12 protein-coding genes are annotated in these 13,215 nt (G+C 59.9%); 11 read left to right on the top strand and 1 reads right to left on the bottom strand.

Features of this window, described 5'->3' with window-relative positions; translation table 11 throughout:
* The first annotated feature begins 163 nt into the window (after positions 1 to 163).
* The 5 genes from CKW17_RS12100 to CKW17_RS12085 all read left to right on the top strand — a co-directional run bounded on the left by CKW17_RS12100 (position 164) and on the right by CKW17_RS12085 (position 6,201).
* Positions 164 to 799, top strand: a complete 636-nt coding sequence (locus CKW17_RS12100) for an RluA family pseudouridine synthase (RefSeq protein WP_095119994.1) — start codon at positions 164 to 166, stop codon at positions 797 to 799.
* A gap of 117 nt (positions 800 to 916) precedes the next feature.
* Positions 917 to 2,206: a M18 family aminopeptidase gene (locus CKW17_RS12095; protein ID WP_095119993.1), complete on the top strand. Its 1,290-nt coding sequence runs from the start codon at positions 917 to 919 to the stop codon at positions 2,204 to 2,206.
* 188 nt (positions 2,207 to 2,394) lie between these two features.
* Positions 2,395 to 2,571, top strand: coding sequence for a hypothetical protein (locus CKW17_RS30355; protein ID WP_016982863.1), 177 nt, complete (start codon positions 2,395 to 2,397; stop codon positions 2,569 to 2,571).
* A 77-nt stretch (positions 2,572 to 2,648) separates the two neighbouring features.
* Complete coding sequence (locus CKW17_RS12090; RefSeq protein ID WP_095119992.1) at positions 2,649 to 4,802, top strand: mechanosensitive ion channel family protein; 2,154 nt, start codon at positions 2,649 to 2,651, stop codon at positions 4,800 to 4,802.
* Positions 4,803 to 4,866: 64 nt separating this feature from the next.
* A complete protein-coding gene (locus CKW17_RS12085) occupies positions 4,867 to 6,201 on the top strand; it encodes an amidohydrolase (protein WP_095119991.1) in 1,335 nt (444 codons plus the stop codon).
* Positions 6,202 to 6,734: 533 nt separating this feature from the next.
* Here CKW17_RS12085 and CKW17_RS12080 read toward each other — a convergent pair.
* Positions 6,735 to 7,448, bottom strand: coding sequence for a UTRA domain-containing protein (locus CKW17_RS12080; protein WP_095119990.1), 714 nt, complete (start codon positions 7,446 to 7,448; stop codon positions 6,735 to 6,737).
* 350 nt (positions 7,449 to 7,798) lie between these two features.
* On the opposite strand from CKW17_RS12080, the gene CKW17_RS12075 reads away from it, so the two are divergent.
* The 6 genes from CKW17_RS12075 to CKW17_RS12050 all read left to right on the top strand — a co-directional run bounded on the left by CKW17_RS12075 (position 7,799) and on the right by CKW17_RS12050 (position 13,186).
* Complete coding sequence (locus CKW17_RS12075) at positions 7,799 to 8,866, top strand: ABC transporter substrate-binding protein (RefSeq protein WP_077571761.1); 1,068 nt, start codon at positions 7,799 to 7,801, stop codon at positions 8,864 to 8,866.
* 133 nt (positions 8,867 to 8,999) lie between these two features.
* Positions 9,000 to 9,806, top strand: a complete 807-nt coding sequence (locus CKW17_RS12070; protein ID WP_095119989.1) for an alkaline phosphatase family protein — start codon at positions 9,000 to 9,002, stop codon at positions 9,804 to 9,806.
* Positions 9,807 to 9,811: 5 nt separating this feature from the next.
* Positions 9,812 to 10,648, top strand: a complete 837-nt coding sequence (locus tag CKW17_RS12065; RefSeq protein WP_172604543.1) for an ABC transporter permease subunit — start codon at positions 9,812 to 9,814, stop codon at positions 10,646 to 10,648.
* Positions 10,635 to 11,435, top strand: a complete 801-nt coding sequence (locus tag CKW17_RS12060; RefSeq protein WP_016983774.1) for an ABC transporter permease — start codon at positions 10,635 to 10,637, stop codon at positions 11,433 to 11,435. Before CKW17_RS12065 ends, CKW17_RS12060 begins: the two co-directional genes overlap by 14 nt.
* Positions 11,432 to 12,421 carry an ABC transporter ATP-binding protein gene (locus tag CKW17_RS12055; protein WP_095119988.1) on the top strand — a complete coding sequence of 330 codons (990 nt, stop codon included), beginning with the start codon at positions 11,432 to 11,434 and terminating at the stop codon, positions 12,419 to 12,421. The genes CKW17_RS12060 and CKW17_RS12055 overlap by 4 nt, the downstream gene beginning before the upstream one ends.
* Positions 12,422 to 12,532: 111 nt before the next feature.
* Positions 12,533 to 13,186 carry an HAD family phosphatase gene (locus CKW17_RS12050; protein WP_007916329.1) on the top strand — a complete coding sequence of 218 codons (654 nt, stop codon included), beginning with the start codon at positions 12,533 to 12,535 and terminating at the stop codon, positions 13,184 to 13,186.
* Positions 13,187 to 13,215 lie beyond the last annotated feature (29 nt).

Below are 13,215 nucleotides of genomic sequence, written 5' to 3'. Positions count from 1 at the left end.
TTGGCAGTCGCTACGGCGGCTCGGACTATTGATGCTTGTGTAGGAGCTGCCGAAGGCTGCGATCTTTTGATCTTCAACGTCAAAAGATCGCAGCCTTCGGCAGCTCCTACAGGGTTATCAGCAGTTCCGAGCCGCCGTTGGCATTTGTTACGAGGCTGTTTTAATGCCGCTGTCCAACATCCACATCCTCCATCAGGACGCCGCCGTACTGGTGGTGAACAAACCGACGTTGCTGCTCTCGGTGCCCGGTCGCGCTGACGACAACAAGGATTGCCTGATTACCCGTTTGCAGGAAAACGGCTACCCGGAAGCGCGCATCGTCCATCGCCTGGACTGGGAAACCTCGGGCATCATTCTGCTCGCCCGTGACGCCGACACGCACCGCGAATTGTCGCGCCAGTTTCACGACCGCGAAACCGAAAAGGCCTACACCGCTTTGGCCTGGGGTCAGCCGGAACTCGACAGTGGCAGCATCGACTTGCCCTTGCGTTACGACCCGCCGACCAAACCGCGTCATGTGGTCGACCCTGAATTCGGCAAGCATGCGCTGACCTTCTGGCGTGTACTGGAGCGTTGCGGTGACTGGTGTCGTGTAGAGCTGACGCCGATCACTGGTCGTTCGCACCAGTTGCGCGTGCACATGCTGTCGATCGGGCATCCGCTGCTTGGTGACGGGCTCTACGCCCATGAGCAAGCGCTGGCGGCATGGCCGCGTCTGTGCCTGCACGCGAGCATGCTCAGCTTCACCCACCCGCAAACCGGCGAACGCCTGCGCTTCGAGTGCCCTGCGCCGTTCTGACGGACACCGCCGAAACCATGTAGGAGCTGCCGAAGGCTGCTCCTACAGGGATCCGGTGCAGATTCAATTCCCCGGCCGATGCGTTAAACTCCCGCCCATTGCTGTCTGGAGTTTCTTATGCGCGAAGAGTTGAACCAAGGCCTGATCGACTTTCTCAAGGCCTCCCCTACCCCATTCCACGCCACCGCCAGCCTGGTGCAGCGTCTGGAGGCTGCCGGTTATGTGCGCCTCGACGAGCGCGAGCCATGGACCACCGAGCCGAACGGCCGCTATTACGTCACCCGCAACGACTCCTCGATAGTCGCGATCAAAATGGGCCGCACTTCGCCACTGCACGGCGGCATCCGCCTGGTCGGCGCGCACACCGACAGCCCGTGCCTGCGGGTCAAGCCGCAACCGGAGTTGCAGCTTCAGGGCTTCTGGCAACTGGGCGTTGAAGTCTACGGCGGCGCGCTGCTGGCACCGTGGTTCGACCGCGACCTGTCGCTGGCCGGCCGCGTAACCTTCCGCCGCGACGGCAAGGTCGAAAGCCAGTTGATCGATTTCAAGGCACCGATCGCGATCATTCCCAACCTGGCCATTCACCTCAACCGTGAAGCCAATCAGGGGTGGGCGATCAACGCGCAGACCGAACTGCCGCCGATCCTCGCGCAATTTGCCGGTGACGAGCGCGTCGATTTTCGCGCCGTACTCACTGATCAACTGGCCCGCGAACATGGTTTGAACGCCGACGTCGTGCTCGATTACGAGCTGAGCTTCTACGACACGCAAAGTGCTGCGGTCATCGGCCTCAATGGCGACTTCATCGCCGGCGCACGCCTGGACAACCTGCTGTCGTGCTACGCCGGCCTGCAAGCCTTGCTCACCGCCGAAACCGACGAAACCTGCGTGCTGGTGTGCAACGACCACGAAGAAGTCGGCTCCTGCTCGGCCTGCGGTGCCGATGGCCCGATGCTCGAACAGACCCTGCGCCGCCTGCTGCCGGAAGGTGACGAGTTCGTCCGCACCATCCAGAAATCTCTGCTGGTCTCGGCCGACAACGCCCACGGCGTGCACCCTAACTACGCGGAAAAGCACGATGCCAACCACGGCCCGAAACTCAACGCAGGCCCGGTGATCAAGGTCAACAGCAACCAGCGCTACGCCACCAACAGCGAAACCGCCGGGTTCTTCCGCCACCTGTGCATGGCCGAAGAAGTACCGGTGCAAAGCTTCGTGGTCCGCAGCGACATGGGCTGCGGTTCGACCATCGGCCCGATCACCGCCAGCCACCTCGGTGTGCGCACCGTCGATATCGGCCTGCCGACCTTCGCCATGCATTCGATCCGTGAACTGTGCGGCAGCCACGACCTGGCGCATCTGGTCAAAGTGCTGAGCGCGTTCTACGCCTGCCGCGAATTGCCGTAAAACTTCGCCAGCAGACTGGCTCCCACCCTGGAATGCATTCCAAACTGTGGGAGCGAGCCTGCTCGCGAAAGCGCCAGTTCAGACCCTACAAATTTCATCCTGAAACCGGCTCAATTCTGATACACATCAGAACCGCTCCGCCAAAACCGACCTAGACTTACATCATTCATTTCGACAAGGCAGTCTCCATGATCTCGATGTCTTCGTTCCACGCCATGCTCATTCCCATCCTGTGCGGAATGATCCTGTTGGCGATCGGTTTCAACTTCCGTGACAAGAACGCCGGGGTATTTGCCATGTGGGTCGGCATGCTGACGATCCTCGCCACCGTGGTGTACAAGATCCTCGCCAAACTCAACGAATAAATCCGCGCCCGGCTCGCAATGCATTAGTGGGCCTCGTACACTCCAGCGAATCCGCCCCTTGCGAGGTTGACCGCCTAGTGTTCGCTCGTCTTTTTGCTTTGCCCAGCCTGTTCCTCGTCTGCCTGATGACGCTGTTGCCGCTGGCCCCCGCCCACGCGGTCGGTTTGCCCGGTCTGCTCAACACCAACAAAGCCCAGCCCGAAGCGCAGGAGCCGCTCGGCCAGTCCCTCGACGAAGTCATCAAGTCGCTGGAAAACGACAAGCAACGCGCACAGTTGCTGACCGATCTGAAGAAGCTGCGCGACGCCACCAAAAAAGCCCAGGCCAGCCCTGAAGAAGGCGTGCTCGGCCTGATTGGCGGCACCCTGTCCAACTTCGAAAAACAATTTACCGGCGCCGACAGCCCGCTCAATCGCTGGGGCAACGAGTTCGACCTGGCCAAGGAAGAGCTGAGCAGCATGATGTTGCCGGCCAACGAATGGCTGCCGATCATCTTCGGCTTCGCCATGATCCTCGCCGTGTGGAGTCTGCTTGCCGCGGCGCTGATCTGGCTCGGCCATCGGGTACGCATGCGCTTTGGCCTCACTGAAGAACTGCCGCAACATCCCAAAGCCCTCGACATGCTGCGCTTCGCTTTGCGCAAGCTCGGGCCGTGGCTGATCGCTTTGGTGATGACGGTTTACATGAGCTACGCATTGCCGTCTTCACTGGGCAAAAGCCTGGCGATGGTGCTCGCCTATGCGTTGGTGGTCGGCACCTGTTTCTCGGCGATCTGCGTAATCGCGTTTTCCCTGCTCGATGGCCCGCACCGTCATCGCGCGCTGTACATCCTCCGTCATCAGGCGTTCCGGCCGTTGTGGCTGATCGGCAGCTTCGCCGCGTTCGGTGAAGCGCTGAATGATCCGCGCCTGATCGAAAGTCTGGGCGTGCATCTGGCCCACACCGCCGCGACCATCGCCAATGTCCTCGCGGCACTGTCGACCGGTCTGTTCATCCTGCGTTTCCGTCGACCGATCGCGCACCTGATCCGCAACCAGCCGCTGTCGCGACGCCTGACCCGCCGCGCCCTCAGCGACACCATCGAAATCCTCGGCACCTTCTGGTACGTGCCGGCGCTGGTGCTGGTCGGCATCTCGCTGTTCGCCACGTTCGTTTCCGCTGGCGACACCAGCACCGCCTTGCGCCAGTCGCTGATCTGCACCGTGCTGCTGGTGATGTGCATGGTGATCAACGGCCTCGTGCGCCGCCACTCACTGAAACCGCAACGCGGACCGAAACGCCACGCGCTGTACTCCGAACGCCTGAAAAACTTCTTCTACACCCTCGCGCACCTGGTGGTCTGGCTGGTCTTCATCGAACTCGGCCTTCGCGTGTGGGGCCAGTCGCTGATCGGTTTCGCCGAGGGCGAAGGGCATGATGTCAGCGTCAAACTGTTCAGCCTGATCGGCACACTGATTTTCTCTTGGCTGATCTGGATCCTCGCCGACACCGCCGTGCATCACGCCCTCACCCGTTCGCGCAAAGGCCTGGCGAATGCCCGTGCGCAAACGATGATGCCGCTGATCCGCAACGTGCTGTTCGTGGCGATCTTCATCATTGCGCTGATCGTCGCGCTGGCGAACATGGGCATGAACGTCACGCCACTGCTGGCCGGTGCCGGTGTGATCGGTCTGGCCATCGGTTTCGGCGCGCAGTCGCTGGTTGCGGATTTGATCACCGGTCTGTTCATCATCATCGAAGACTCGCTGGCCATCGATGACTACGTCGACGTCGGCGGCCACCTCGGCACCGTCGAAGGCCTGACCATCCGCACCGTGCGCCTGCGCGACATCGACGGCATCGTCCACACCATCCCGTTCAGCGAAATCAAAAGCATCAAGAACTACTCACGGGAGTTCGGCTACGCGATCTTCCGCGTCGCGGTGCCGTACAACATGGAAATCGATGACGCGATCAAACTGATGCGCGAAGTCGGTCAGAAGATGCGTACCGATCCACTGCAACGGCGCAACATCTGGTCGCCGCTGGAGATTCAGGGCGTCGAAAGTTTCGAGTCCGGCAGCGCGATTTTGCGCGCGCGGTTCAAGACCGCGCCGATCAAACAGTGGGAAGTGTCCCGAGCCTTCAACCTGTCGCTCAAGCGCCATCTCGACGAAGCCGGACTCGATCTGGCAACGCCACGCATGAGCGTGCAAGTGATCACTGCCGGTGGCGGTCAGCCGAAGGAATAGCACTCAGGCGCGCGGTTGCAGTCACAGGCAGGGAAGCCCGACAACAATAATCAAGGAGAAACCGATGCAACTGACGCGCATTGCCCAGACCATTCTGCTCACCTTGTTCGCCAGCCACGCCGGCGCCGCCACGCTGGAAAGCACCCGCACGCAAATCGCCGAACAGGCGCAAAAACTCGAACCGGAATTACTGGAAACCCGCCGCGACATCCACGCCCACCCGGAACTCGGCAACACGGAAAAACGCACCGCCGAGCTGGTCGCAAAACAACTCAAAGCCATGGGCCTGGAAGTCAAAACCGGCGTCGCCCGCACTGGCGTGGTCGCCGTGCTCAAAGGCGCCCTCCCCGGCCCGACCGTGGCCCTGCGCGCCGACATGGACGCGCTGCCGGTCAAGGAAGTTTCCGATCTGCCGTTCGCCTCGAAAGCCAAAGGCACCTACCTCGACAAAGAAGTCGACGTCATGCACGCCTGCGGCCACGACGCCCACACCGCGATCCTGCTGAGCACGGCGAAAATTCTCACAGGCATGCGCGATACCCTGCCCGGCACCGTGGTGTTCTACTTCCAGCCCGCCGAGGAAGGCCCAAGCGACTTCATCCCCGACGGCAAAAACACCTGGGGCGCAAAAATGATGATCGAGGAAGGCGTAATGAAATCGCCAAAACCCGACGCCGTTTTCGGCCTGCACGTCTGGGCCGGCATCCCCGCCGGCCAGATCGCCTACCGCCCCGGCGCCACCCTCGCCAGCTCCGACGATCTACGTATCAAAATCCTCGGCAAACAGACCCACGCCGGCCGCCCATGGGACGGCATCGACCCGATCACCGTCGGCGCGCAAACCATCGTCGGCCTGCAAACCGTGGTCAGCCGCCGCACCGACATATCCTCTTACCCGTCAGTGGTCAGCATCGGCACCATCAACGGCGGAACGCGCTACAACATCATTCCCGAATCCGTGGACATGACCGGCACGATCCGCTCCTACGACTACGGCATCCGCCAGAAACTGCACGCCGACGTCCGCCAGACCGTGGAAAAAATCGCCGAAAGCGGTGGCGCGAAAGCCGATGTCACCATCATCAAAAAATACGACCCGACCATCAACAACCCGACGCTGACGGAAAAGATGCTGCCGACGTTGAAGTGGGCGGCCAAGGATGATGTGGTGAATGCGCCGCTGGTGGGGGGCGCGGAAGACTTTTCTTTCTATGCCAAGGAAGTACCGGGGTTGTTTGTGTTTCTCGGCGTGACACCGCGGGATCAGGACATGAGCAAGGCCGCGCCGAATCACAATCCGGGGTTCTTTGTGGATGAGTCGGCGTTGGTGGTAGGCGTGAGGACATTGGCCTCGTTGGCGACGGATTATTTGTATGCCAATGCGGGGACAGGCAAGTAGGGATGAGGTGACTGTGGGGGCGCTTTCGCGAGCAGGCTCACTCCCACATTTGGACCGTGTGCAGCCTGTCAGAAACAGGTCGGCTGTCAGGCCGCCATCGCCGGCAAGCCAGCTCCCACAGGGATTGAGTCCAACCGGTAAACCTATATCGCTTCTGCTTCTCACCACTCAACACAATGAGCGCAAGCTCGAGTACCGCTCTTGATCTTGCCGTGCTGGCCCCTTCGGCAGGCTGAGTGGAGGGATTGATCCGGGGGTGGGAGCGTAGCGACCGTTTGGCGAAGCCAAACACATCGAGAGGAGGTGCAGCGAAGCAAACCGGAGGCGATGCGCCCGGATCGATCCCGGAGCGAAGGAACCCCGAGCCCCAGCGAGCGGGCCGAACGCCGGGGCCCAGCCTTTTGCTTACTTTTCGGCGTCTGGAAAAGTGAGTCGCTGTAAGAGCGAAACCGCCAGCGGCGACACCCGCAGAAACGGATATTCACCCAGAACCCAATAGCCTGGTCGGCCCACAGGCCGCCAAGGCCAAAGCCTCAAACAACATCAACCCCAACGTGAATCGCATCATGCCGCCAAAACTCCAGATCACAATCAATCAACCGCTTATGCTGATCATAATTGACCCGAGCAATCCGCAACCCCGGACTCCCCACCGACACCCGCAAAGCCGCCGCCGCATCCACAGACAGTGACGTAGGCACAATCTCAAAGCGCACCCGCCCATAGTGCAAATCGTAATGCCGCGCATACAACTCGGTCATCGACTGATTCAAATCAAACCCCAGAATCCCCGGAAAAAACTGCGGATTCAAATAATGCTCAACATAAAGCACCAACCGCCCATCAATGCGCCGCGATCGGCAAATCTGAATCACGCTCGACAACGCCGGCAACTGCAACCACGCGCAAACCGCCGCCGAAGCCGGCTGCAACCGCGCCGAAATCACCTCGGTCGACGGCACCCGCCCCTGCGCACTGACCATCGCGTGAAAATGACTGCGTTGCATCAGGTTGTACGCCAGACGCGGCGGCGAGACGAACCAGCCACGCCGTTCCTCCCGATAAATCTGCCCCTGCGCCTCCAACTGCAACAACGCCTCACGCACAGTAATCCGTGTGGTGCCGAACAACTCACTGAGCTTGCGCTCGGCCGGCAACTTGCTGCCCGCCGCCAGCAACCCGTGATCGAGTTGTTCCTGCAGCACCTGGCCAATCGCTGTCACCGCTTTTGTTGCCTCATCGCGCATCAACGTTACCTATCTGGACTAGACCAGCACTGTTTCAGGGCAAAACCGCACGGCAATCGAGCCGTTGCGTGATATTGCAAGCCTAGGCAGTGCAGATGACCGAGAGATGACAAAACTACCGAACGGTCGTCCTCATGACTTGCAATACATCGGCCAAGTCCCTTGTCCGCCGGGGCTTGGGCATGGTCTACGCTTATCTGGCAACCGCTGATACCGAGCAAACAAAAGACCTGCCGCAGGGCCGCCGACATCAAAGTGTCATCCAGCCCGCCTAAATTGGCTCAGGTATTGCTGACCTAGACCAACACACACCGCAATCGCAGCGTTGAACACGACCAAGGAGCTTCGGAATGAAACAGCTTTTCCTGGCAACACTGTTAGGCTCGACCATTGCAATGTGCACCTCCGCCATGGCGGCCGGCACCGATCTGAAAACCCTCGAAGCCGCTGCGAAAGCGGAAGGCGCCGTCAACAGTGTCGGCATGCCCGATGACTGGGCCAACTGGAAAGGCACCTGGGAAGACCTGGCCAAAACCTACGGCCTCAAGCACATCGACACCGACATGAGTTCCGCCCAGGAAATCGCCAAGTTCGCCGCCGAGAAAGACAATGCCAGCGCCGACATCGGCGACGTCGGTGCCGCCTTCGGCCCGATCGCGGTCAAGCAAGGCGTGGTGCAACCGTACAAGCCAAGCACCTGGGATCAAGTCCCGGACTGGGCCAAGGACAAGGACGGCAACTGGGCGCTGGCCTACACCGGCACCATCGCCTTCATCGTCAACAAAAAACTCCTGCACGGCTCCGAAGTACCGACCAAATGGGCTGACCTCAAGGGCGGTAAATACAAGGTTTCCATCGGTGACGTGAGCACCGCCGCACAAGCCGCCAACGGCGTTCTGGCTGCAGCACTGGCCAACGGTGGCGACGAGAAAAACATCAAGCCTGCGCTGCTGCTGTTCGCCGACATCGCCAAGCAAGGTCGTCTGTCGATGGCTAACCCGACCATCGCCACCATGGAAAAAGGCGAGATCGAAGTCGGTGTGGTCTGGGACTTCAACGGCCTCAGCTACAAAGCCAAAATGGCCAACCCGGATGACTACGTGGTGCTGATCCCGTCCGACGGTTCGGTGATTTCCGGCTACACCACGATCATCAACAAGTACGCGAAAAACCCGAACGCCGCCAAGCTGACCCGCGAGTACATCTTCAGCGACGCCGGCCAGACCAACCTCGCCCGCGGCAACGCCCGCCCGATCCGCGCCGAGCACCTGCAACTGCCGGAAGACGTGAAGGCCAAACTGCTGCCGAACGAGCAGTACAAAAAGGTCACTCCGATCAAGGACGCCGATGCGTGGGAAAAGACTTCCAAGGCCCTGCCACAGCAGTGGAACGAGGAAGTCATCGTCGAGATGAAGTAATCCTTCATCTGTAGGAGCTGCCGCAGGCTGCGATCTTTTGATCTTGCCCTTTAAAAGCAACATCAAAAGATCGCAGCCTGCGGCAGCTCCTACAGGGGTTGGTTCCAGTTTTGTTTTCGGAGTTTTTGCCCCTATGAAGCACAACGTCATCCTTGTCGTGCTCGACGGCCTCAACTACGAGGTCGCGCGTCACGCCATGGGGCATCTGCAGGCTTATGTTGGCGCAGGACGCGCTGCGCTCTACCAGTTGGAGTGCGAACTGCCGGCCCTGTCCCGACCGCTTTATGAATGCATCCTCACCGGCGTGCCGCCGATCGACAGCGGCATCGTCCACAACAACGTCTCGCGCCTGTCTAACCAGCGCAGCATTTATCACTACGCCCGCGACGCCGGTCTGAAAACCGCGGCGGCGGCGTATCACTGGGTCAGCGAGTTGTATAACCGTTCGCCGTTCGTTGCGGCACGCGACCGGCACACCGACAATCTTTCGCTGCCGATCCAGCACGGGCATTTCTACTGGAGCGATCACTACCCGGATTCGCACCTGTTCGCCGACGCCGAAAACCTGCGCCTGCGCCACGATCCGGACTTCCTGTTGATTCACCCGATGAACATTGACGACGCCGGGCACAAGCACGGCCTCGACTCCTCGCAGTACCGCAACAGCGCGCGCTTCGCCGACATCATCCTCGCCGATTATCTGCAGAGCTGGGTCGACGCTGGCTATCAGGTATTGGTGACTGCCGACCACGGCATGAACAACGACCGCTCGCACAACGGCCTGCTGCCGGAAGAACGTCAGGTGCCGCTGTTTGTCCTCGGTGACGCGTTCAGCTTCGACGCTGGCGCCGCACCCAAGCAGACCGACATCTGCGGCACTGTTTGCGAACTGCTCGGCGTGCCCCACGACAAACCTGTGTGCCGGGAGTTGCTCAAGTGAACTCGATGACTCGCGGCAAATGGCTGGCGGCGTTGTGCCTGGTGCCCTTCGCGCTGTTCTTTATCGTCTTCGAAATCGCCCCGTTGGTCTGGGTGATGATCAACAGCCTGCAATCGGAAGAGTTCGGCTGGGGCTTCGCCAACTTCAGCAAGATCTTCAGTTCGAAGTTCTACTTGCAGGCGATCCAGTACAGTCTCGAGATCAGTTTCTGGTCGAGCGTATTCGGCATCATCATTGCCGTACTCGGTGCATATTCCTTGCGCCGGGTCGATTCAAAACTGCGCAACTTTGTGAACGCCTTCGCCAACATGACCAGCAACTTCGCGGGGGTGCCTCTGGCCTTCGCGTTCATCATCCTGCTCGGTTTCAACGGCAGCATCACCATCATGCTCAAGCAGTCGGGGATCATTCAGGATTTCAACCTGTACTCGAAAACCGGCCTGATCATCCTTTACACCTACTTCCAGATTCCGCTTGGCGTGCTGCTGCTCTACCCCGCCTTCGACGCCTTGCGTGAAGACTGGCGCGAATCTGCCGCACTGCTTGGTGCCAATGGCTGGCAGTTCTGGCGGCACATCGGTCTGCCGGTGCTGACCCCGGCGCTGCTCGGTACGTTCGTGATCCTGCTGGCCAACGCCCTCGGCGCGTATGCCACGGTATATGCGCTGACGACGGGCAACTTCAACGTCCTGCCGATCCGTATCGCGGCGATGGTCTCCGGCGATATTTCCCTCGACCCGAATCTGGCCAGCGCCCTGGCCGTGGTGCTGGTGGCGCTGATGACCATCGTCACCGTCGTGCATCAACTGCTGTTGAAGAGGAGCTACCATGTCTCGCGCTGAATCCGGCCCGGCCGGCCTCTACCACCGCGTCGTGGTTTATCTGTTGTTCGCCATCCTCTTGCTGCCACTCGTGGGCACGCTGGTCTATTCGATCGCCAGCAGTTGGTCAGCGACCATCCTGCCCAGCGGTTTCACCTTCAAGTGGTACATCCAATTGTGGAGCGATCCGCGCTTTCTTCACGCATTCGGCCAGTCATTGCTGGTCTGCGTAGGCGCGCTGGTGCTGTCGGTGGTGCTGATCCTGCCGCTGCTGTTCGTGGTGCATTACCACTTCCCGAAACTCGATGCGCTGATGAACATCCTCATCCTGCTGCCCTTCGCGGTGCCGCCAGTGGTGTCGTCGGTGGGACTGTTGCAACTTTACGGTTCCGGGCCGATGGCCATGGTCGGTACACCGTGGATTCTGATCGGTTGCTACTTCACCGTGGCCCTGCCGTTCATGTACCGGGCGATCACCAACAACCTGCAAGCGATCAACCTGCGCGACCTGATGGACGCCGCGCAACTGCTCGGCGCCAGCACCTTTCAAGCAGCCGTTCTGGTGGTGCTGCCGAACCTGCGCAAAGGCCTGATGGTCGCCTTGCTGCTGTCGTTCTCGTTCCTGTTCGGGGAGTTCGTCTTTGCCAACATTCTGGTCGGCACGCGCTACGAAACCCTGCAGGTTTACCTGAACAATATGCGTAACAGCAGCGGTCACTTCACGAGTGCGCTGGTCATCTCGTATTTCTTTTTTGTGCTGGTCCTGACCTGGATCGCCAACATCTTGAACAAGGACAAAAGCGAATGAGCTATGTCAGCGTCCAACACCTGCAGAAAAGCTACGCTGGCACGACCGTGTTCAGCGACATCGACTGCGAGATCAACAAGGGTGAATTCGTCACCCTGCTCGGCCCCTCCGGTTGCGGCAAATCCACACTGCTGCGTTGCATCGCCGGCCTGACACCGGTCGATGGCGGCAAGATCCTCCTCGATGGCGTCGATATCGTGCCGTTGAGTCCGCAGAAACGCGGGATCGGCATGGTGTTTCAGAGCTATGCGCTGTTCCCAAACATGACCGTGGAACAGAACGTTGCCTTCGGTTTGCGCATGCAAAAGGTCAATGCCGACGACAGCCATAAGCGCGTTTCGGAAGTGTTGAGACTGGTTGAACTTAACGACTTCGCCAGTCGCTATCCGCATCAGTTGTCGGGAGGCCAATGCCAGCGCGTGGCCCTCGCCCGTTCGCTGGTCACGCGCCCGCGTTTGTTGCTGCTGGACGAGCCGCTGTCGGCACTCGATGCACGAATTCGTAAACACCTGCGCGAACAGATCCGCCAGATTCAGCGCGAACTCGGCCTGACGACGATTTTCGTCACCCACGATCAGGAAGAAGCGCTGACCATGTCTGATCGCATTTTCCTGATGAATCAGGGAAAAATCGTACAGAGCGGCGATGCCGAAACCCTGTACACCGCGCCGGTCGATGTGTTCGCCGCCGGCTTCATCGGCAACTACAACCTGCTCGATGCCGACGACGCTTCAAAGTTGTTGCAGCGTCCGATCAACCACCGCATCGCCATTCGCCCGGAAGCCATCGAACTGAGCCTTAACGGCGAACTCGACGCGCAGATCCGCAGCCACAGCCTGCTCGGCAACGTCATCCGCTACCGGATCGAAGCGCGCGGCGTGGAATTGGTGGTGGATGTGCTCAATCGTTCGGCCGCTGATTTGCATCCCGACGGTCAGCGTCTGGCGCTTTCCATCGATCCGACGGCCCTGTGTGAAGTAGCTTAAAAGCAGCTGCAAGCTTCGAGCTACAAGCTTCAAGTTGTAGACTGCGGCGTAACTGATTTCAATTCTTGCAGCTCGACGCTTGTAGCTCGCAGCTGTTCTCGGAGAGAACCGATGGCTTTGGCAATTTTTGATCTGGACGAAACCTTGATCCACGGCGACTGCGCCACCCTCTGGAGCGAGCAGATGGGGCGCCTGGGCTGGGTCGATCCCGAGTCGTTCATGCGCAAGAACAACGAACTGATGGACGCCTACAGCCATGGCAAATTGCGCATGGAAGACTACATGGAATTCAGCCTGGAGCCGTTGATCGGGCGTACGCCGGAAGAAGTCGAGCACTTGGTCGGGCCATGGGTTGAAGACTTTATCGAACCGATCATCTTCAGCGACGCGACCAAGACCATCGCCGCCCACCGCAAGGCCGGCGACCGGATTCTGGTGATCTCGGCGTCGGGCACGCATCTGGTCAGACCGATTGCCGATCGACTGGGCATCGATGAAATTCTGGGCATCGAACTGGAAGTCGCCCACGGCGTTTACAGTGGGCATACCGTTGGCACCCTGACCTACCGCGAAGGCAAGATCACCCGCTTGCTGGAATGGCTGGATGCTGAAGAAGAGAACCTGGAAGGTGCGAGTTTCTATTCCGACTCGCGCAATGATCTGCCGCTGTTGCTGAAGGTGGATTTCCCACACGTGGTGAATCCGGATCCGGTGTTGCTGGAGCACGCCGAAAAGGCCAACTGGCCAATCCATCTTTGGAAATGACAAAGATTTAATCTGCAATTGCAGGCTGA

Source organism: Pseudomonas sp. Irchel s3f10, assembly GCF_900187515.1.
Taxonomy (GTDB): domain Bacteria; phylum Pseudomonadota; class Gammaproteobacteria; order Pseudomonadales; family Pseudomonadaceae; genus Aquipseudomonas; species Aquipseudomonas tensinigenes.
Note: the sequence above shows the minus strand (reverse complement) of the source record. Positions and strands in the feature narration are given on the sequence as shown.

Bases quoted from the DNA above. Each gene is read 5' to 3' on its own strand.
- CKW17_RS12100 (WP_095119994.1), top strand. From the start codon at position 164: ATGCCGCTGTCCAACATCCACATCCTCCATCAGGACGCCGCCGTACTG.
- CKW17_RS12095 (WP_095119993.1), top strand. From the start codon at position 917: ATGCGCGAAGAGTTGAACCAAGGCCTGATCGACTTTCTCAAGGCCTCC.
- CKW17_RS30355 (WP_016982863.1), top strand. From the start codon at position 2,395: ATGATCTCGATGTCTTCGTTCCACGCCATGCTCATTCCCATCCTGTGC.
- CKW17_RS12085 (WP_095119991.1), top strand. From the start codon at position 4,867: ATGCAACTGACGCGCATTGCCCAGACCATTCTGCTCACCTTGTTCGCC.
- CKW17_RS12080 (WP_095119990.1), bottom strand. From the start codon at position 7,448: ATGCGCGATGAGGCAACAAAAGCGGTGACAGCGATTGGCCAGGTGCTG.
- CKW17_RS12075 (WP_077571761.1), top strand. From the start codon at position 7,799: ATGAAACAGCTTTTCCTGGCAACACTGTTAGGCTCGACCATTGCAATG.
- CKW17_RS12070 (WP_095119989.1), top strand. From the start codon at position 9,000: ATGAAGCACAACGTCATCCTTGTCGTGCTCGACGGCCTCAACTACGAG.
- CKW17_RS12065 (WP_172604543.1), top strand. From the start codon at position 9,812: ATGACTCGCGGCAAATGGCTGGCGGCGTTGTGCCTGGTGCCCTTCGCG.
- CKW17_RS12060 (WP_016983774.1), top strand. From the start codon at position 10,635: ATGTCTCGCGCTGAATCCGGCCCGGCCGGCCTCTACCACCGCGTCGTG.
- CKW17_RS12055 (WP_095119988.1), top strand. From the start codon at position 11,432: ATGAGCTATGTCAGCGTCCAACACCTGCAGAAAAGCTACGCTGGCACG.
- CKW17_RS12050 (WP_007916329.1), top strand. From the start codon at position 12,533: ATGGCTTTGGCAATTTTTGATCTGGACGAAACCTTGATCCACGGCGAC.